Below are 17,330 nucleotides of genomic sequence, written 5' to 3' on the forward strand. Positions count from 1 at the left end.
CATGCGACACCTCCCCATCCTCTCAGATTAGAGGTGTTGCGATGACCGGTTGAACTCACCACCCCATTGCGGCCTTTCAGCCAAAATTGCCGCGACCCGAAACCCGCCATCGGAAAGGTATCTGGCTTTCGGCTTGGACAGGACCGTTCACCGCCTTCCTCCAGGACCGCTTTTGATATTGAAGCATTAGCCAGCCGGAACTGTCGGAGAATATTTCGATGCCAGAAGCGCCGCGAGTTCCGCCCGGCAGTTGATGAGCGGGCGAACATCCTGGCCGGCCTTTGCAATCGCCATCGCTCCGGAATAGGCGGCAACGACCAGCGTGGCGAGGCGGCCAGGATCGATGCCGACAACGCGGTTTGCGTCGATGTCCTTCTGAAACTTTGCCGATAAAGCCTCCTGCCAAACGGCGAAAACACTGCTGAGCGCATCGCGCATCTCTTCATCGTGCCGGGAAACCTCCATCGCCATGTTGTTGAGGGGGCAGCCAGAGACCGAGCCTTTGCGCATCAGTTCGCTGACGATGTTTCCAAAGATCAGATCAATGGCCGTTGGCGCGTCCGCACAGGCGTCAAGCGGCTCGATCCATGTCTGGCGAACGGCTTCGGCCACCCGATTGCGGATGACCGCGAGTCCGAGTTCACGCTTCGCCGGGAAATGATGCGCCATGGCGCCACCGGATACTGAAGCCTTTTCGCGCAGTTCCAACATTCCTGTCGCGAGATAGCCCTGGGTGACGAAGGCATCGTAGGCGGCGTCGACAATCCGGCGACGCACGGCCTTGGGGTCAATGGTTCTTCTGTTTCCGGTCATGGAAGCTATTTGCAATTTCGTTCAACAATAGCGTCTTGACAAAACAGGTCAATCGTCCTGTTGATATCAACAGGACGATTGACCTGTTTGAGAGATATCATGGACACGCACACCGTTTTTGAACTGCGCCGCTATCGGCTTCGGCCAGGGGGTGGGGAGACATTGATCAGACTGTTTGACAGCGAATTCGTTGAGCCGCAGGAAGCGCTGGGCATGCGCATCGAAGGCGAGTTCCGCGACCTTGACAATCCCGATGCCTTTGTCTGGGTGCGCTCTTTCAAGGACATGGAAGCCCGAACGGCAGCGCTCGGATCGTTCTATTCAAGTGCGATCTGGAAGAAACACGGACCGGCCGCCAACGAAACGATGCTCAACTCAGATAACGTGTTGCTCCTGAAGCCAACAAACGATGTGCAACCGTTCGCTCACAATCTGCCAAGAAGACAGGAGGGGGAGCGGCCCGAAGCATGCGGCCTCATCGTCGTGAATCTCTGCTCGCTGGCTCCCGGGACAGAGGACGAGTTCGCCCGGTTCGTCAATGAAAACGCGCTCCCAATTATGCGAGACGCTGGCGCCCGCATTGACGCTGTATTTGTCACGGAGCGCAGCGTGAATGGCTTTCCGAGGCTCCCGGTTCGCGAGGGAGAGACTGTGCTTGTCTGGTTCGAAAGCCACAAGGACGAAGACAGCGCAGCCCACTACCGGGAGCGCTTAAGACAGAACGTCAACTGGACCAACGACGTCTATCCCCGAATGGACGGCCAGTGCTGGCGGAAGATCGAGGTGGCACGCTTGACGCCGACGCCGCGGTCGCTTTGCGCCTGGTAGGTGGCTTTGTCCGCTCTTTGGCGCGGTTGCCGTCGAAGTGCGTCAGCCACATGAATGGCCGCTTGCCCAACTGCTCCACCCAGAAGCGGTCCGGCGGTTTTCCACCCCACAATGGTCATTGTCCATGTTGGTCATTTGTAACCACAACATGCCCGTGCATGGACCGTCCGGAACGCGCCAATCGGGCGGGAACACCATTGTCCGGTTCAAGTCGTGGGCTTACGCGCTTACCTTCTCGGCTCGTAGCGCAGCGCTACAGCGCCTGAGCTGAGCTCCTTCCGGTCGACGAGCTTCAGCTCGACGTATTTGGAGAGCCCGGCGAACAAGGTGGGCCCATGGCCGGCAAGTCTGGGCTGCACCACGAATTCGTACTCATCGATCAGGCCCAGCTCCGCCAGCACCATCGGGAGCTTCACGCCGCCCGTGAAGAGTGGACCGCCCGGCTGCTGCTTGAGCTTTTCCACCTCCTCACCCAAGTCTCCGCTCAAAAGCTCCGCGTTCCAGTCGACCCGGTCGAGCGTTGTTGAAACGACGTATTTCTTCATCGCGTCGATGGTGCGCGCGAAAGGTTCTGTCCAGTCAGGTGGCGTCGTAGTTCGTGTATCCAGCCGCCACGCCCCTTCCATCATCTGGTAGGTGACGCGGCCGAACAGCAGGGCGTCGGCTCGGCCGATGCTCTCGGTGGCGTGACGATGCGTTGCCCGCAGTGTCTCCTGCTGGAGCGCCTCGTCCGCCGGTATCGCGTTGTGGTGGACGCACCCGTCGAGCGTTGCGTTGATGGAGTAGAGAAGCGGTCGCATTACGCTCGTTGCTCCTTTGTCGCTCGTGCCGCGATGGCTATGTCGAAGCGTTGCAGCTGGCTGGTCAGTCCAAGGATTGCGCCGCGTGTCATCTCGGGGTCCGGGTGGCGATCGGCCGTCAAGATCATCCGAACCCGCCCGGCCTCGGCGTGGAGCTCGACCATCATGTCGTAGGGGTACGACTCGACGCCGGGGACGAAGTCGATGTCGAAGCGGATACGCAGCCGCCGGTGGCGCACCATCTCAACGAATCGACCGCTTACCCGCACGGTCTGCGGCCTGTCGAGGTTCGCCAGGTAGGCGACCTGCTCGGCGCCCACCGCGGTCATCACGTGATCGAAGGCACCGCCGACCCGCAGCTCGAGGGCCGACACCTCGACGCGCATGCCCTCGGGCGCGAACCACTCCTCGAGCCCTTGTTTCGTGGTCCACAGCGCCCAAACGTCCTCGATCGATGCGTCGTAGACCCGCTCGAACCTGATCGTACCCGCGCCCTGCTCGCTGGCCTGCACCATCACTTCTCCCCCCCCGGGTTGCCGCATGCTCTGCCGTCGCGCCAGGGCTGCGTCGAAGCGATCGAGCCGGCTCTCCCAAAGCTTGCGATAGCTGCGAACCCAGTCGTCGATCGCCAGGAACGGCTCGGGTCGGAGCGAATAGAGGTGCCTCGCCCCATCAGGCCTCATCGAAACGAAGCCGGCTTCACCAAGGATCCGCAGGTGCCGCGAAACGCCGGACTGATCTATGTCCACGGCACGAACCAGGTCACCCACGGCCTGCTCGCCGTCTGCCAGCGCTTCAACGATGCGAAACCGCGTGGGGTCGGCCAATGTCTGGAATACGCTTTGTTGCATCATTATGCATATGTATCTTCGTGCATATTAAGGGTCAAGCCGTTTTCGACCGAGGGTGTGCCGCGTGCGAAATGTGTGCCGCGTTCCGCGACGACGACCGTCACCGATGGTGAGCACCCGGCTGGTCGTCCGTCGTGGGGCTTTCGCGGCTGACCGCGCTGTCACTGAGCGCGATGGCATGCAGCGGCAGCGACGCTCCGCTGCCGACATCGGGTGCCGGCGACCGCCCAGCCTCGGCCGCCGGCGTGAGCTTCAGCGCTCCCGTTCCCGTGAAGGCGATCGCCCACCCTCCTTGACACACCTCCCTACCCGCTGTATCTAACCATCAGGTTAGCTAACCAATCGGTTAGGAACAGACATGCAACCCGACCAGGTCAGCCTCACACTCTCGGCCATTGCCGACCCCACCCGCCGGGCCATCCTGATGCGGCTGATGGATGGCGAAGCGTCGGTGAAGGAGCTCGCCGCGCCGTTCGAGATGAGCATCCCGGCGATCTGCAAGCACCTCAAGGTCCTCGAAGGCGCCGGCCTCATCAGCCGCGGACGCAAGGCGCAGCTCCGGCCCTGCCGGCTCGAGGCGCAGCCGCTGCGCGAGGCCTACAGCTGGATCGAGGAGTTCTCGAAGTTCTGGGACACAAACCTCAACCGGCTCGACGGGCTGCTCGAGCGCCTGCAGTCGGCCGATCCCGCGGCCAAGAAGAACTGAGGCGCGCCATGGCCCGCGACCCGCTGGAACAGCGCGAGCTCGTCATTACGCGCCGCCTCAAGGCGCCCCGCAGCCTCGTCTGGCGCACCTTCGAGGACCCGTACCTGCTGGCCCAGTGGTGGGGCCCCGAGAACTTCACCTCGGTCATCACCAGGTTCGAATTCCGCGCCGGCGGCGCGTGGCACGTCACCATGCGGGCGCCCGACGGCACCGAGCGTCCCGTGCGCTACCACTTCGTCGAGATCCTTGCGCCCGAACGCATCATTTACCGGCCGCTGCCCTCGCCGGCGGCGGTATGGCGCGGCAACCCACCGCCGACCTATCTTGCGACCCTCACCTTCGAAGCGCTCGGCAACGAGACGCTCTTTACCATGCGCGCCGAGTTCGAGAGCGCCGCGGACCTCGAGTTCGCGAGCAAGAGCGGCTTCGTCCGCGGCACCAACCAGGCCTACGACAAGCTCGAGCGCCAGCTCGCGACTTACCGATCAGAGGAGTAACCATCATGCTGAGGCGCGCCCTCTTGACCTTCGCCTTTGTCGCTGCGGCCCTCGTCGCTGCGCCCGTCATTGCCCAAACCGCAGGAGACAACCCGATGAGCACCCCCAGCAGCACGGGCAAGGTCCCGGTCGGCGGCGCCGAAATCCACTACGAAATCCACGGCGACGGTCCGCCGCTGGTGCTGCTGCATGGCGGCGTCAACCCGTCCGACACCTTCGGCGCCCCGCTCGCCGCGATGGGCAAGAGCCACAAGGTGATCGCCATTCACCTGCGCGGCCACGGCTTCAGCACGGACAGCGACGAGCCTTGGTCCATCGAGGCGATGGCCGACGACGTCGCGGCCGTGCTCGGGCAACTCGGCATCGGCAAAGCGCGCTTCATGGGCTATTCGCTCGGCGCCGCTGTCTCACTGCAGGTCGCGATCCGGCACCCGGAACTGGTCGAAAAGCTGGTCGCGGTGTCAATCGCATTCCGCGCCGATGGCAACTATCCCGAAATCCGGCAGGCCTTCGAGCAAATGCCCGGCATGGCCGCCGCCATCGGCCAACAGATCTCGGGCTCGCCGCTCGCGCAGCTCTACCCGGACGTCGACTGGGAGACGATGTTCCGCAAGACCGGTGAGATGTTCCAGGCGGACTACGACTGGACCGAGGGCGTCGAGGCCATCAAGGTCCCGACCCAGCTGGTCTTTGCGGACGCGGATTCCATCCGGCCCGAGCATATGGTCGAGTTCTGGAAGCTCCTCGGTGGCGGCCAGCGCGACGCCGGGCTCGACGGCTCCCTGCGCCCAGCCAGCCAGCTCGCCATCATCCCCAACACCACGCACTACAGCCTGATCCAGTCGCCGCTCCTCACCGAGGTCGCGACGGCCTTCCTCACGCAGTAGCGCTCGGCTCACGCGCAACAGGACGTTGCCGCCCTTGCGGCCGGTGTCGAGTAGCGGTGCGCCTCGACGGTCCCGCCCGGGTGAAGGTGCGGCAAGCTAAGCAGACCGGCGGCTGTTGGGGAAATACCCGAACCGCCAGAATGGCTAGCGCCCATTGGGACGCGCGAACCGTAGCGTTGCGCTGGCGGCCACCGGGAACCGCCAGGCAAACCCGTATCTATTTTCCACCATCCTTTTCCGCCCCGATGTCCTCACCTTCCCAATAGCCAAACGGCGTCAGCTTACCGCCTTCCTTGAAGGTGCCGTCGAAACGATGATAGCCGGTGGCGCCGACATCGACACGGACGCGGCCGCTGTCGGGATATTCGATCACTTCGGCGCTCGTGTTGTTCGACACCGCCAGGTAGCGCAGTGGTTCGCTGCCGGTATTGAAAAGCTGATGGGCAGCGCCGGCGGCGGGTGCCCCCAGGCAGTCGCCCTCACCAACGGGAATTCGCTCATCACCGAGGCGGTATTCACCACTCCCCGAGAGAATGACAAACATCTCGTCCGAGGTGTGGTGGCGATGGAACGGCACCGCCGTCTTGCCGGGTGGAACGATGTAGTATGTGGCCCCGAGCCATTTAAGGCCGAGAGGTGTCCCGATCTCGGCAACTTGGGCGACAAACCGGCTTCCGGTCTGCTCTGGCTTGAGCGGAATGCTGCCAAGGTTGACGATAGCTTCGGTCATGCGCCCGGCTCCCATATGATTGCGTCGTGTCCCGACCGGCGTTCTGCGGACAAACTCCGAGTTGGTCGGGTGGCGCGATGGAGGCTAGGCGATGGCCGAAGGAAAAAACAGAGGCTTGCGTTCGGACGCACCGCTCAGTCCGATCAAGCCGCACGCAAGGCCGCCCGCCTTCGGCCTAAAGCCGCCGAAGCAGACGGTCTGCATATAGATGGATTTGGAGGTCTATCGGAGGTCCGAGTTGGGCAGCGATGTGTATGCATCGCAGAGCACCGCCTACCGCGGAACCAGGATTCTCGCCAGCGCCTCCCGGATCAGGGCTGCGATCTGCTTGGCGTCATCCAGATAGGCGCTTTCCAATAAGCCGTCCGACACCGCAACGAGCAGCGAGGCGGTGACGGCCGGGGCGGGATCGCCGTCTGCTTCAAGCAACTCCCGGAGCACGCCGTGATACCAGGCGCGCCGCGCATCAATGGCCTGCCGCACCGGGCTCGTCGCGTTCGGGTATTCGGCTGCCGCGTTGAGGAACGGGCATCCTCGCCAATCTCCCACGACCACGGCCTCGCTGATACGTCCCATGACGGCCGCGATCATCTCCCGCGGCGGCCGCTTCGGCAACGCGGCCACCGCTTCCCGTCCAATCCGATCCTGATCTTTGATGTAGGCCAGGACGAGGTCGTCCTTGGACGGAAAGTGATTGTAGAACGTCGCCTTGGCCACGCCCGCCTCCGCGATGATGCGGTCGATGCCGACGGCATGGATGCCCTCGGTATAAAACAGCCGGGTCGCGGTCTCGAGCAGGCGCTGACGCGCGGGACTGGCCGACGGCCCGCTATCGGGATTCCGTAAATTCATCGTTTGAGAGTCTCTGTTTTCACCGCTTGACAGTAACAGACAGGTCTGTATAGTGCAACAGACAGACCGACCTGTCTGTTCATCACAACCGAGGACCACCAGGCAAAGGAGATTCAAAAATGACAACTCTCGAACACCAGGAATTCGTAACCGAACGCCTCGGAACAAGCGGCTTCCTCAGCAGCCTTCTGCGCGTCTTCGCCTCGGTGGAGCGCTGGCACGGCCGACGGCAGACGCTGGCCCTCCTGTCGCGCCTCGACGAACACCTGCTCATGGACGTGGGCCTGGAGCCGGGCTTCGAGCCCTCCGACGTCTACGGCGCGCTCGACGGGCAGCACGCCTCGCCGTGGGGAAAGCCCCACAGCCGGCCGGACATCCGGTGAAGAGTGGCGTCGTCCGCCAACCGAAGCGCGGACTCCCCAGCAAGTCGCAGGGTTCTCATCATCCCCAAAAAGGGCATCTGACATGAGCAAGACTCCTCGCATCAGCACCACTGGCCTGCGCCAATTCTTAAATGTTGAGCAGCAGCGCAACTGGATGGAAGGCAACACGGACCTGCCTGACGCCGACGAGCGCTCGCAATCCATGGAACTGCGGTTCAAGTACATGCCGCGAGTCCAGAAGCTGCTTGCTCGCCCGCAGGCACAAGACGTTCTGAAGATTCTTCGGCATTACGGCCGAAACTGCATCCCCATGCCACGCAGGACCGAGCGTCAGTACTGGTCGGTGTCTTGTCTGCCGTCGACGTCCGATAAGCCGCTCGTCCGCGTCAATACGAGCTGGATGGAGCTTTTCACGATCTATGCGGACGGCGAGGGTATCCGCGCGAGAGTCATCGTGCACCTTTCGGATTTCACCGCGGACCGTTCAACCGAGCAGGGCCAGGTGGATGAGGTCCTGCTCGAGCACTGCGTCGCGACGCCAGAAGACGTCAGCTATTTCTTCCCACGCGGCGAGGACATATTCGGCATCAATGTGCGTGGCTCCGCCTCGATCCACACATTCCTCGCAGCCCCCCACGTGCTGCGCGCCATTCGAAGATTCAATCTGACGCACATGAACCGGGGGCGGAACGCCTACCAGGCGAGCCACTGCTACGGCGTCGCCGATGTCATGGTGGGAGGTTGACTGGCTGGGATGCCCGCCGCCTTGGCGAGCTTTGTCGAGATCGGCCCGTCACCGGCTCCGGAAGTCGCCCGAGGCTCGTGGAAACTGACCTGTCTGAAATAGGAGATGGAAAAAATGCAATCGAACGACACATCTGAAATCGTCCGCCGGTTCAACCGAGCGTTTGAGGAGCACGATCCTGCGCTCCTCGAAGACCTGGTCGCACCGGATTGCGTCATGGAGTCGATACAGCCGGCGCCCAACGGCACGCGCTACGAAGGCTCTGCGGTGAACTTGGCGTTCTGGAAAGCAATGGCGGCCGACCGCATCAACCGCTTCGAAGTGGAGGACACCTTCGTGATGGGCGACCGCGCGAACGTGCGCTGGCGCTTTCACTTCGGCGACGGCGGCTCCGTCCGCGGCGTCAGCCTGATGCGAGTCCAGGGCGGCAAGATCGTCGAAGCGCTGGCTTACGCAAAATCACCTGGTGACGCCGCGCCCTTGCCGGAATGAACCCCGGCACCTGGTATCGTAACCAACCGAACTCAAGCAGGTAAGCAATGACTGACGCAAGCAACACTACCCACACGCTCATGCAGCGCTTCCACGACGCGTTTGAGGCGCATCGCCCCGATGACCTCGATGAGCTGATCGGGGAAGGCTGTGTTCTCGAGAACACGACCCCCGCACCCGATGGCGCACGCTACGAAGGACGTGAGGCATGCCTCACGTTCTGGAAGGGAGTCGCATTTAACGCCGACCTCGCATTCGAGCTTGAAGACATCTGGGCCAGCGACGATCGCGGCATCATCCGCTGGCAGCTCCGCTGGGGCAAGCGCGATGCCGACCGGGTCAGGGGTGTCAACATCATGCGCGTGCGGGACGGAAAGATCGTCGAAGGCATGGGCTACGTGAAGGGATAACCCGCCGCAAGGCATATCCTTGCGGCAAGCTGCCTGCGGGAGTGCTGACCTGGCACCACTCAAAAAGGAGAAGTACAATGATCATCATCGCTGGTTACTCGCTTGCAAAGAGCGTCGAAGACCGGGACGCCGCGGTCGCGGCGTTCGCAGAAATGGTCGGACGGGCAAGGACGCAGGACGGATGCATCGACATGGCGATCACGGCGGACTCGCTCGACCCGACGCGCAGCAACATTATCGAGATTTGGCGCGACGAACAGGCATGGAAAGCTTGGCGAAAAGTGGCGAAGGGGCCCAGGTCACGGGCGCAAGAGAGCCATGTTTCGCTCTATCGGAGCGATAGGGTCGAGAAGCTGGCTTAAGCCGCGCACGGCGCATCGATCGTTCAGGTGAGCCGCTTGCGAAGCGTTCGTCATTCTCAACGAACGCGGCCCGAAATACCAGTTGCCCGGCTCGGAAGGCCACGTGAATGCTCCTCTCGGCCGTGAGTCCGTGCTGGAGTGGCGGCGACCTTCTTCTTTGACACAAAGAGGCCGCTTTTCAAAAGATTCTTAACTCGCGCACTCTTACTGTCCTGCCGTCGGTCGGCTTGCGGCCGATCAAGAATCAGCCTCTCTCGACTGTTGCGGTTCTCAGCAGAACCCGCGGATATTCCTGACAGGTCCCACCAACGATTTGGGAGCGTGCTCCCATCCTCCGCTGCGTCGATGTCAGGCATATCCGGAACCTCACAGAACTCCTCGGCCAACAAGGGCGACCTTGTGGGGGAGCAGTTGTGCGTGGGCTCGCGGATGGCAACGGCCACGGCGCAAGTCTTTTAGGCCCCTGAGGAGAAGCTGACGCAATGAACATGTCGACCATCAGAGCGCGCACGATACTTGCCGGCGGCTGCGTACTCGCCGCGCTCGGGCTCATAACCTTCTCAGGATTTCAAACCCGCAGCGCCGCCGGGGCGGTCAAGGCCGCCTATGAAAGCCAGACCTATTCTCTGGAGCTTGCGCAGGAGCTGCTGTCGGATACGCAGAACCTGACACGATATGCCCGCACCTATGCGTCCACAGCCGATCCGTTCTACGAGGAACAGTATAATCGTATCTTGGCGATTCGGTCGGGCGAGGCGCCGCGACCAGAGGAATTTCAGCGCATCTACTGGTCGTTCTACGACGCTGAACGCCGCCCTCCACGCCCAGACACCGCGACCACGGTGCCGTTGCAGGAGCTGATGCGACAAGCCGGATTCACGAAAGCCGAGTTCGACCTTCTTGCCAGGTCGCAGTCGCTCTCAAACGAACTGGTTGCGCTCGAGGTTAAGGCAATGAACGCCGTAAAGGGCATTTTCGCCGACAATCAGGGCAACTATACGGTTCACAGGGAGCCTGATCTCCAGCTTGCAACGCAGCTACTCAACTCGCCCGAGTATCACGGCTATGCGGCTGATATTCAGGAACCCCTGGACGAGTTCAACGTCCAGTTGGCGGCGCGCACCCAGAACGCCATCGAGCAGGCTGAAGCCGGCCAGACTTTTGCCCTCACCATGCTTATCGGCTGCACGATGCTCACGATTATGGTGTGCGGGGCGTTCGGCCTCTATCTGGCGCGCAGCGTCTTGGCACCGATGGGCCGCCTGACTGCAGTGATGGGTAAGCTCACTCAGGGCGACCACGACATCACCGTGGAGGGCAAAGACCGGAGCGACGAACTCGGTTCGATGGCTAAGGCAGTCGAGGTGTTCCGCGAGAATGGCATTCGTATCGCCGCACTTGGCGAGGAAGAGGCCGAACGCACCCGCACAGCGGCCAAGCGGGCGCAGATGATGCAGGACTTCCAGAACGCCTTCGACAGCGTCGTCGAAGCGACCAACAACGGCGATTTCTCGAAGCGCATCGACGCAAGCTTCAACGACCAGGACATCGACCGCATCTCCACCAACTTTAACGCGATGCTGGAGACAGTGAACGCAGGCCTGGACGAGGCCGGCGATGTTCTGGCCGGGCTGGCCAAGGCGGATCTGACCCTGCGCATGAAGGGCAACTACCGCGGTGCCTTCGCCGAACTCAAGCAGGACACCAATGCCGTGGCCGAGAAGCTGAACGAAGTGGTTTCGCAATTGCGGCATACCTCCAGCGCCTTGCGCTCGGCAACCGGGGAAATCCTTGCCGGTTCGAACGATCTCAGCGAACGCACGACCAAGCAAGCCGCGGCGATCGAAGAGACCTCCGCTGCAATGGACCAGTTGTCCTCAACTGTCGTCGACAATGCCAAGAAGGCAGAGGAAGCCTCCGAGCGCTCCGAAGCGGCAACTCGGCTGGCCAATGAAGGCGGCGAAGTGATGGATCGCGCGACTGGTGCTATGGAGCGGATCACGGCCTCGAGCGCCAAGATCTCCAACATCATCGGCATGATCGACGACATCGCCTTCCAGACCAATCTTCTGGCGCTGAACGCGTCGGTGGAAGCGGCACGAGCTGGAGAGGCCGGCAAGGGTTTTGCCGTGGTAGCGGTGGAAGTTCGGCGCCTGGCGCAATCGGCGGCCGAGGCCTCTTCGGAGGTGAAGGTGCTGATCGAGCAGAGCTCCCAGGAAGTTGATACCGGCTCCAAGTTCGTGGCGGAGGCTGCCAGCAAGCTCGCATCCATCCTGGGTGCGGTGCAGGACAACTCGGTGCTGATGAAGGCCATCTCGACGGGCAGCCGCGAGCAATCCTCGGCCATTGCCGAAGTCAGCACTGCAGTCCGGCAAATGGATGAGATGACCCAGCACAATGCAGCGCTGGTTGAAGAAACCAACGCCGCCATCGAACAGACAGAGGCGCAGGCCGTCGATCTGGACAGGATCATCGCGGTGTTCAAGACGGCTGAGAACACAGGTCAGCAGTCGTTCCAGGGCGCTGCCGAGCGCTCTCCGATCAAGAAGCTGCAGCAGAAGGCCAAAGCTGCGGTGAGTTATCTGAGCAACGGCAATGCCGCCGTCTCTACGGATTGGGACGAGTTCTGATAGGCTTGCTGTCATCGGAACCGCCGCCGACGACGACCGTCCGGTCTGCGGCGGTGGCCGGTAACGGTGAGGATGGGAAGGGTAAGCGCGAGGGTCGTGCTACATCGCTGCCAACTGCCGCGCATCCTCGAGGTCGAGATTGGCGCCCTGTTCGCGCAACCGACGGTACTCGCCCTCACCTAGCGCCTCGGCCAGTCGCTCGCGCAGCCGGTCACGCTGGATCTGTTCGGTCGCCTGCCTGCCGTCGGGCCAGGCTTCGACGCGCTTGTCGACGATGCCGAGCAGCAACGACGCGCTGATGTGGTCGCCCCGCCAGTAGTGGCACTCTGCGGCGTTCTGCAGAACGCACAGGTGCCAGTAACTGCCGTCGGGCCACATAACGGGCGCCGATTCCAGATGCGCCCTTTCGGCCTCCTCGATCTCGCCGACCCAGAACAGATAAGCAGCGATGTTGCCGAGTTGATTGGAGAGGTGGAACCGCGTGGCATACTGGCGCACGTCCGGCAGCACCGACTGCGCCAGTTCAAGCGCAAGCCGCGTGTCGCCTTCCTTGTGAACGATCTCGGTAAAATTCATCAGGGAGCGGAAGCGTCCGCGCAAATTGCCGGTTTCGATATGCATGGCGGATCCGGCCTGACAGCGGGCAAGGCCCGCTTCACGATCGCCGCTGAGCCACATATGTGTCCCCAGCGCGACCAGGGCCCACGCCTTGGTCTTGGAGACCGGCATGCGGTGCAGCACGTCGCCCAGTTCCTTCACGAGCGGCAATGCCTCGCTGCGATCGCGCGAGAAGGTCGTGATCCAGGTCAGCATCACCAGTGCTTCGAAGTAGCGCAGGCCCCGATCGTTGTCGCGCAGCCAGCCCAACGCGCTTTCGATTCCCTGCCGGCCCTTGATATCGGCGGCGTTGACCCTCGCCACCTCGGCCAGCGCCAACCCAAGTCGCGCCTGCGCCTGGGCGCTGGCGTCCGGTGCGGAGGGAAGAGCAGATTCTATGGTCGCCAGCCCTTCGGCACCCAACTGCTCTTGAAGGAAGAAGCGCGTCGTTTCGGCGACGAGCTCGACATACCCCGCGCTGTTCGGCTTGGCTTTGGTCCACGCGAGAGCCGCACGCAGGTTGTCGCCATCCGGCCTGAATGTGGCTTCCCAGATCGTATCGGGCATCGTCTCCCATAGCTCGATGCTCGAGGCAAACAGCCGTGTCACGAACGCCGCATGGCGGTCGCGTGCCAGGCTTTCCTCTCCGGCAGCCGCGAGTTCCTGCAGCGCGAAGCGGCGGGTGCTGTCGAGCAGGCGATAGCGTCCGCGATTGGCAGTGTCGCGGGCAACCAGCGAGCGACGAACGAGTTCGCCAATGTGCGCCTCGGCGCTCTCCCCGGCCACGGCGAGGGCACCGGCGAGCGAAAACGAGCCGTTGAAGACGCCAAGGGCACGGAGTGTTCCCCGCACGTCTTCGGGCAGCAAATCGTAGCTCCAGCGCAGCGAGGCGAGCAGCGATCGGTGCCGCGGCAGAGTTGTATTCCAGTCGGCTTCGAGTCCCGCCAACTGCCGCTCGATCTGCTCGTCCACCGCCTCCAGCCCGATCGTTGAAGCGCCGGCAGCGGCCATCTTGAGGGCGAGGGCTACGCCGTCGAGGCGACGGCAAAGCCGCTGAATGACGGGGTAGTCGTCGCGAGACAGGGTCTCCCCCGACATTTCGATGCAGTGGCGCAGAAACTGTCCCGCTGCCGGCAATCCTTCGTCCGCCCCGTCGGCCAAGGCGAACGGCAGCAACTTGAAGATGCGCTCGCCGGCAACACCCAGCGGAACCTGGCTCGTGGCCAACACCCGCAGCGCTGGGACCTCGGCGAGCAGCTTTGCGATGATTTGCGCGGCCTCGGCCTGGACATGCTCGCAATTGTCGAACAGCAGGACCGCTTGGGCACGGCGCAGGTGCTCTGCGACAAGCTGCAATACCTGTGTTTCGCTGCGATAGGGAATGGCGAGCGTCTGGATCAGCGCACTGTCGATGAACGCCCCGCTGTCGAGGGACGCGAGATCGATCAGCCAGACACCGCCCGCCGCCTCGCGGCTGGTCGCCACCGCCGTAGCGACGGTCGTCTTGCCGACGCCGCCGGATCCGACGATGCTCACCAGTCGGTGCTGCTCCAAAAGACGCGCGATCGCGCTCGCCTCGGCCTCGCGCTCGATACAATCGCCCAGATAGCGTTCGATGTTGCCACTATTGTGCTCAGGGGCCGGCTCCGGCACGCCCGGCGCATGCGGCCGCGGGCCGACATACTTGTAGCCGCGCCCGTGGACGGTTGTGATGTAACCGGTGCCGAGCGCCTTGCGCAGCGCCGACATGTGGACCTGGAGCGTGTTGTCTTCGACGATCATGCCGGGCCACGCCGCCGCAAACAGCGCATCCTTGTCGAGCAACCCTTCCGGCTCATCCAGCAGCGCGCGCAGCAAATCGAACGCCCGCGCCGAGAGAGCGACGTGTCCCGCCGGCCCGATCAGTTCGCGCTCGCGTATCTTCAGCCGGTAATCGCCAAAAACGAGTTCCATGAAACGCCTTATAGCCGCTCCGGCGGTTTTTCAGAATTCTTCAGGATTGCGCCAAGGACCTGAAGCGCCTCGCGGTCGCATGCTCCTCCAGTCAGGTCGAGGAGACACAAAATGCTTTATCGCCAACGCCGCTCTTCCGCTGCCTCTATTCTCCGAGCCGTGCTCGCCCGCCTCGTTGGGCTTGTCGCCGAACTCCACCGAACCGGAACAGACACGGCCTATCTCGACCGTCTCAGTGACCATTCGCTGCGTGACATCGGCGTCCGCCGGATCGCAACCCGTGACGACATTGTCTACCGCTGACGGGCGGCGCTCCGAACCATCAATCTCGAGCTTGGCCGGTAGGGCCAGCCATTTCAAAGGATGACAACCATGGATGAAATCAAGGGTATCGCCCGGGCCAAGATCCGCCCCGGCAAGCTGGAAGAATACAAGCGCCTGTGTGAGGAGGCGATGGAGATCGTCCGGACCAAGGACACCGGCACGCTCCAGTACGAGATCTTCTTCAACGAAGACGAGAGCGAGGCAATGGTGTTCGAGCGCTATCGCGACATCGACGCTGCGATGGAGCATTTTGCCCACATCGGTCACCTGATGGAACCGCTGATGGCGACGGCGACGGTCACCGGCGAGGTGTTGGGCAGGCCCGATCCCAAGATGCAGCTCGGAGAGGGCGGCCCAAAGCTGTTCACGCCGTGGAGGGTATTCCAGGACCTGAAATCGGCGGCGGAATAACCGCCGCCCGGTGTGCGGGTCGGGCTTCCGGAGCGGGCTTCGATCGGCCGGAAACAGGCTTTCAGAAGCGCCGCATCCCGGCCTGTGCCGAGTCCTGACGATCGCCCCTGCCCACAGCAGGTCAAACTCGTCACGGGGAGGTCCGACGGCGTTGGTGCGCGGGCCGTCCGGAACGCAGCAAGGATTCCAATATCAATCCATCACGAGAGTGGCAGCAACCGACCCCATTCCAGCCATCGGTGCTTCGCTCTCATATTGACCGCTTTTGGCCCAGAGCGGACCATCGGCCTACCCGCACACCCTCTGTACGGCGGCGGCCTTCGGGAATGAGGGGAGCGTTCGCGTGGGTAGACATAGCTGCTCGCGCTCTCGTCGTGGCTGGGTGTCTACCCGCACCTCGCTCGGGTTTTGTATGCCGTGCATGCTCTCAGAGGCCACCGACACCTCGTGTCGCAGAAGGTAGTCGAGTCCCGGGGTGAGTCCGTGCGCTGGCTGCCCAGTTGACGAGCCCGCGGCAAGGTCCGCGTCATCGGAGCCCCCCGTCACGGAGAAGGATCGCAGGCTTGCAGATCGCGTTCGCGCCAACACGCGGCGAGACTCCGGAACTCAGGAGTCGCCGCTCACCGACCGATGCTGACGTGGCCGATGGGCCTGCGTTCCGAAGCGACCCACGGTCGCGACCTGATCAGTCGACGGGTTAGTGGTTGAAGAACGTCTTCAGTACACGGGCCATGAGTTCGGGGGCGACGACGTGTCCCTGCCCGTCGAGCGTGTGTCGTTCGGTCTGGGGGATGGCAGCGGTTATCGCTTTCGCGGCGCGGTCGAAGAAGTCGGTCGGGAGGCCTGCGAACTGGGGCTCGGTGGTCGGACCCTCGGTGGTCACCAGGACCGACTGAGTGATGCGGGCAAGTCGGTTCGTGGGGATCTTGTAGTCATTGAGGATCACGGCGTCTTTGACGAGCGTGTGGGCGAGCGCGACGGACGAGGCCCACATCGGGTGCTGTTTGCCAGCCGCGATGTCCGCGTCGGGTCCGCCGGTAAGCCTCATGAACAGTTCCAGGAGCTCCTCGTCCCGGCCGGCTTTGTATGCCTCGTGGGTGTCCGCGAGATACTGGTTGAACCTCGGCCACAGGTCGTCCCCGATCACGTACGGCACATCCCACACCGCGATCTTGTCGATCGCCGAACCTGCCGCTGCTGCCTCCAGCGCGAGGGCGCCGCCAGATGAGGCGCCGTACACGTGAGCTGAGCCGCCGGCTGTCGCAATCAGCGCGTCGAGGTCTTCCACCTCCCGCGCCAAGGCGTACGGCGGTGTATTGCCGCTGGCGCCCCGGCCACGTCGTGCGTAATTGTAGACCGTGAAATGGTCGGCAAGGAGCCGGGCCAGCGGCGCGTTCTCAGCGCCGTCGTCTAGGGTGCCGCCGACGAGGATCACCGCCGGGCCAGTGCCTTTCCGGTCGTAGGCGATCCTCGTACCGTCGGCGGACGTCACACGAAGTGTCATCTCGTTCACTGCTTCTCTCCATTTCTCGATGCGTGGTCGTCACCGTCGGAGAATGTCGACCAGGATTGAGTTACTGGATCTGCGAGCCCAGGCGATCACCGCAGCCACTACCAGGAGGGCCAGGGGCAGCCACGGGCTCTCCTCCAGAAGGAACTGGTTGGTCATGGCCGCGCCGACCATCACGGCGGCGAGTCTAAGGGCTGCGAGGCTCGAGAGCAACGGGATCAGCAGCCCGACCGCGCCGGCCACCTCCAGCACGCCGACCACGTAGCGCAGCCTTCATGATGCCGCCCCCCGGCGAACTGGAAGGCCAGGACTGCCTGCAGCACCCACAACCCGACATTATCTGTGGGGGCCTGATGTCCGCTGTTGGCGCTTAACTACCTTTGGCTACCGCCCGTTGGAACGGCTGCTTTCCACCCCGAAGCGGACGTTGACGCGCTTGAGTTCGCAAACGAAATAGCACGTGATAGTCTCGCGGACGCCTCAAGGTGGGGGATGAGTTCACCCTTGGTGGGACCGCATGAAGTTCGGGGACTTCGAGTTCGATCCGGC

At 63.0% G+C, this 17,330-nt stretch carries 20 protein-coding genes; 12 read left to right on the forward strand and 8 right to left on the reverse strand.

All coding sequences use genetic code 11. The features are described 5' to 3' along the window. Positions 1-186: 186 nt before the first annotated feature. Entirely contained in the window at positions 187-813 is a 627-nt protein-coding gene (locus QQK18_RS22025) for a TetR/AcrR family transcriptional regulator (protein WP_284342545.1), read from the reverse strand. A gap of 99 nt (positions 814-912) precedes the next feature. Between QQK18_RS22025 and QQK18_RS22030 the strand changes: the two genes are divergently transcribed. Further along, on the forward strand, positions 913-1,641 hold the full coding sequence (locus QQK18_RS22030; protein ID WP_284342546.1) for an NIPSNAP family protein: 729 nt from the start codon (positions 913-915) through the stop codon (positions 1,639-1,641). Positions 1,642-1,868: 227 nt separating this feature from the next. Here QQK18_RS22030 and QQK18_RS22035 read toward each other — a convergent pair whose 3' ends face one another. Together QQK18_RS22035 and QQK18_RS22040 are read right to left on the reverse strand one after the other, a co-directional pair. Then, positions 1,869-2,441: a dihydrofolate reductase family protein gene (locus QQK18_RS22035; protein ID WP_284342547.1), complete on the reverse strand. Its 573-nt coding sequence runs from the start codon at positions 2,439-2,441 to the stop codon at positions 1,869-1,871. Then, positions 2,441-3,295 (reverse strand): metalloregulator ArsR/SmtB family transcription factor, encoded by an 855-nt coding sequence (locus tag QQK18_RS22040; protein ID WP_284342548.1) that lies wholly within the window; start codon positions 3,293-3,295, stop codon positions 2,441-2,443. Before QQK18_RS22040 ends, QQK18_RS22035 begins: the two co-directional genes overlap by 1 nt. Positions 3,296-3,650: 355 nt before the next feature. Between QQK18_RS22040 and QQK18_RS22045 the strand changes: the two genes are divergently transcribed. From QQK18_RS22045 to QQK18_RS22055, 3 genes are read left to right on the forward strand one after another with little or no spacing between them, the layout of a single operon-like run. Further along, the gene (locus tag QQK18_RS22045; RefSeq protein ID WP_284342549.1) at positions 3,651-3,998 is read left to right on the forward strand and encodes an ArsR/SmtB family transcription factor; all 348 of its coding nucleotides are present in this window, start codon (positions 3,651-3,653) and stop codon (positions 3,996-3,998) included. An 8-nt stretch (positions 3,999-4,006) separates the two neighbouring features. After that, positions 4,007-4,495 carry an SRPBCC domain-containing protein gene (locus QQK18_RS22050; RefSeq protein ID WP_284342550.1) on the forward strand — a complete coding sequence of 163 codons (489 nt, stop codon included), beginning with the start codon at positions 4,007-4,009 and terminating at the stop codon, positions 4,493-4,495. Positions 4,496-4,500: 5 nt separating this feature from the next. Then, positions 4,501-5,382 (forward strand): alpha/beta fold hydrolase, encoded by an 882-nt coding sequence (locus QQK18_RS22055; RefSeq protein ID WP_284342551.1) that lies wholly within the window; start codon positions 4,501-4,503, stop codon positions 5,380-5,382. 217 nt (positions 5,383-5,599) lie between these two features. On the opposite strand, the gene QQK18_RS22060 is transcribed toward QQK18_RS22055, so the two are convergent. Beyond that, positions 5,600-6,112: a cupin domain-containing protein gene (locus QQK18_RS22060; protein WP_284342552.1), complete on the reverse strand. Its 513-nt coding sequence runs from the start codon at positions 6,110-6,112 to the stop codon at positions 5,600-5,602. Between the two features lie 273 nt (positions 6,113-6,385). Continuing rightward, complete coding sequence (locus QQK18_RS22065; RefSeq protein ID WP_284342553.1) at positions 6,386-6,964, reverse strand: TetR/AcrR family transcriptional regulator; 579 nt, start codon at positions 6,962-6,964, stop codon at positions 6,386-6,388. A gap of 119 nt (positions 6,965-7,083) precedes the next feature. Between QQK18_RS22065 and QQK18_RS22070 the strand changes: the two genes are divergently transcribed. The 6 genes from QQK18_RS22070 to QQK18_RS22095 all read left to right on the forward strand — a co-directional run bounded on the left by QQK18_RS22070 (position 7,084) and on the right by QQK18_RS22095 (position 11,986). Next, on the forward strand, positions 7,084-7,347 hold the full coding sequence (locus tag QQK18_RS22070) for a DUF1127 domain-containing protein (RefSeq protein ID WP_284342554.1): 264 nt from the start codon (positions 7,084-7,086) through the stop codon (positions 7,345-7,347). 82 nt (positions 7,348-7,429) lie between these two features. Then, on the forward strand, positions 7,430-8,092 hold the full coding sequence (locus QQK18_RS22075; protein WP_284342555.1) for a hypothetical protein: 663 nt from the start codon (positions 7,430-7,432) through the stop codon (positions 8,090-8,092). Between the two features lie 114 nt (positions 8,093-8,206). Further along, the gene (locus QQK18_RS22080) at positions 8,207-8,584 is read left to right on the forward strand and encodes a nuclear transport factor 2 family protein (RefSeq protein ID WP_284342556.1); all 378 of its coding nucleotides are present in this window, start codon (positions 8,207-8,209) and stop codon (positions 8,582-8,584) included. Positions 8,585-8,631: 47 nt separating this feature from the next. Further along, positions 8,632-8,994 carry a nuclear transport factor 2 family protein gene (locus QQK18_RS22085; RefSeq protein ID WP_284342557.1) on the forward strand — a complete coding sequence of 121 codons (363 nt, stop codon included), beginning with the start codon at positions 8,632-8,634 and terminating at the stop codon, positions 8,992-8,994. 77 nt (positions 8,995-9,071) lie between these two features. Further along, complete coding sequence (locus tag QQK18_RS22090; protein WP_284342558.1) at positions 9,072-9,356, forward strand: putative quinol monooxygenase; 285 nt, start codon at positions 9,072-9,074, stop codon at positions 9,354-9,356. A gap of 482 nt (positions 9,357-9,838) precedes the next feature. Then, positions 9,839-11,986 carry a methyl-accepting chemotaxis protein gene (locus QQK18_RS22095; RefSeq protein WP_284342559.1) on the forward strand — a complete coding sequence of 716 codons (2,148 nt, stop codon included), beginning with the start codon at positions 9,839-9,841 and terminating at the stop codon, positions 11,984-11,986. Between the two features lie 99 nt (positions 11,987-12,085). Here the strand turns inward: QQK18_RS22095 and QQK18_RS22100 are convergent, their stop codons facing one another. Then, entirely contained in the window at positions 12,086-14,536 is a 2,451-nt protein-coding gene (locus tag QQK18_RS22100) for an ATP-binding protein (RefSeq protein ID WP_284342560.1), read from the reverse strand. A 111-nt stretch (positions 14,537-14,647) separates the two neighbouring features. On the opposite strand from QQK18_RS22100, the gene QQK18_RS22105 reads away from it, so the two are divergent. Then, positions 14,648-14,839 carry a hypothetical protein gene (locus tag QQK18_RS22105; RefSeq protein WP_284342561.1) on the forward strand — a complete coding sequence of 64 codons (192 nt, stop codon included), beginning with the start codon at positions 14,648-14,650 and terminating at the stop codon, positions 14,837-14,839. 69 nt (positions 14,840-14,908) lie between these two features. Continuing rightward, on the forward strand, positions 14,909-15,271 hold the full coding sequence (locus QQK18_RS22110; protein WP_284342562.1) for a putative quinol monooxygenase: 363 nt from the start codon (positions 14,909-14,911) through the stop codon (positions 15,269-15,271). Positions 15,272-15,968: 697 nt separating this feature from the next. Here the strand turns inward: QQK18_RS22110 and QQK18_RS22115 are convergent. Both QQK18_RS22115 and QQK18_RS22120 read right to left on the reverse strand, forming a co-directional pair. Continuing rightward, entirely contained in the window at positions 15,969-16,775 is an 807-nt protein-coding gene (locus QQK18_RS22115) for an alpha/beta fold hydrolase (RefSeq protein ID WP_284342696.1), read from the reverse strand. A 39-nt stretch (positions 16,776-16,814) separates the two neighbouring features. Continuing rightward, positions 16,815-17,042: a DoxX family protein gene (locus tag QQK18_RS22120; protein ID WP_284342563.1), complete on the reverse strand. Its 228-nt coding sequence runs from the start codon at positions 17,040-17,042 to the stop codon at positions 16,815-16,817. Positions 17,043-17,330 lie beyond the last annotated feature (288 nt).

It is taken from the genome of Devosia nitrariae, assembly GCF_030160115.1.
GTDB lineage: Bacteria > Pseudomonadota > Alphaproteobacteria > Rhizobiales > Devosiaceae > Devosia > Devosia nitrariae.

Coding starts and splice junctions, on each gene's coding strand:
- QQK18_RS22025 (WP_284342545.1), bottom strand. CDS start 813: ATGACCGGAAACAGAAGAACCATTGACCCCAAGGCCGTGCGTCGCCGG.
- QQK18_RS22030 (WP_284342546.1), top strand. CDS start 913: ATGGACACGCACACCGTTTTTGAACTGCGCCGCTATCGGCTTCGGCCA.
- QQK18_RS22035 (WP_284342547.1), bottom strand. CDS start 2,441: ATGCGACCGCTTCTCTACTCCATCAACGCAACGCTCGACGGGTGCGTC.
- QQK18_RS22040 (WP_284342548.1), bottom strand. CDS start 3,295: ATGATGCAACAAAGCGTATTCCAGACATTGGCCGACCCCACGCGGTTT.
- QQK18_RS22045 (WP_284342549.1), top strand. CDS start 3,651: ATGCAACCCGACCAGGTCAGCCTCACACTCTCGGCCATTGCCGACCCC.
- QQK18_RS22050 (WP_284342550.1), top strand. CDS start 4,007: ATGGCCCGCGACCCGCTGGAACAGCGCGAGCTCGTCATTACGCGCCGC.
- QQK18_RS22055 (WP_284342551.1), top strand. CDS start 4,501: ATGCTGAGGCGCGCCCTCTTGACCTTCGCCTTTGTCGCTGCGGCCCTC.
- QQK18_RS22060 (WP_284342552.1), bottom strand. CDS start 6,112: ATGACCGAAGCTATCGTCAACCTTGGCAGCATTCCGCTCAAGCCAGAG.
- QQK18_RS22065 (WP_284342553.1), bottom strand. CDS start 6,964: ATGAATTTACGGAATCCCGATAGCGGGCCGTCGGCCAGTCCCGCGCGT.
- QQK18_RS22070 (WP_284342554.1), top strand. CDS start 7,084: ATGACAACTCTCGAACACCAGGAATTCGTAACCGAACGCCTCGGAACA.
- QQK18_RS22075 (WP_284342555.1), top strand. CDS start 7,430: ATGAGCAAGACTCCTCGCATCAGCACCACTGGCCTGCGCCAATTCTTA.
- QQK18_RS22080 (WP_284342556.1), top strand. CDS start 8,207: ATGCAATCGAACGACACATCTGAAATCGTCCGCCGGTTCAACCGAGCG.
- QQK18_RS22085 (WP_284342557.1), top strand. CDS start 8,632: ATGACTGACGCAAGCAACACTACCCACACGCTCATGCAGCGCTTCCAC.
- QQK18_RS22090 (WP_284342558.1), top strand. CDS start 9,072: ATGATCATCATCGCTGGTTACTCGCTTGCAAAGAGCGTCGAAGACCGG.
- QQK18_RS22095 (WP_284342559.1), top strand. CDS start 9,839: ATGAACATGTCGACCATCAGAGCGCGCACGATACTTGCCGGCGGCTGC.
- QQK18_RS22100 (WP_284342560.1), bottom strand. CDS start 14,536: ATGGAACTCGTTTTTGGCGATTACCGGCTGAAGATACGCGAGCGCGAA.
- QQK18_RS22105 (WP_284342561.1), top strand. CDS start 14,648: ATGCTTTATCGCCAACGCCGCTCTTCCGCTGCCTCTATTCTCCGAGCC.
- QQK18_RS22110 (WP_284342562.1), top strand. CDS start 14,909: ATGGATGAAATCAAGGGTATCGCCCGGGCCAAGATCCGCCCCGGCAAG.
- QQK18_RS22115 (WP_284342696.1), bottom strand. CDS start 16,775: ATGACACTTCGTGTGACGTCCGCCGACGGTACGAGGATCGCCTACGAC.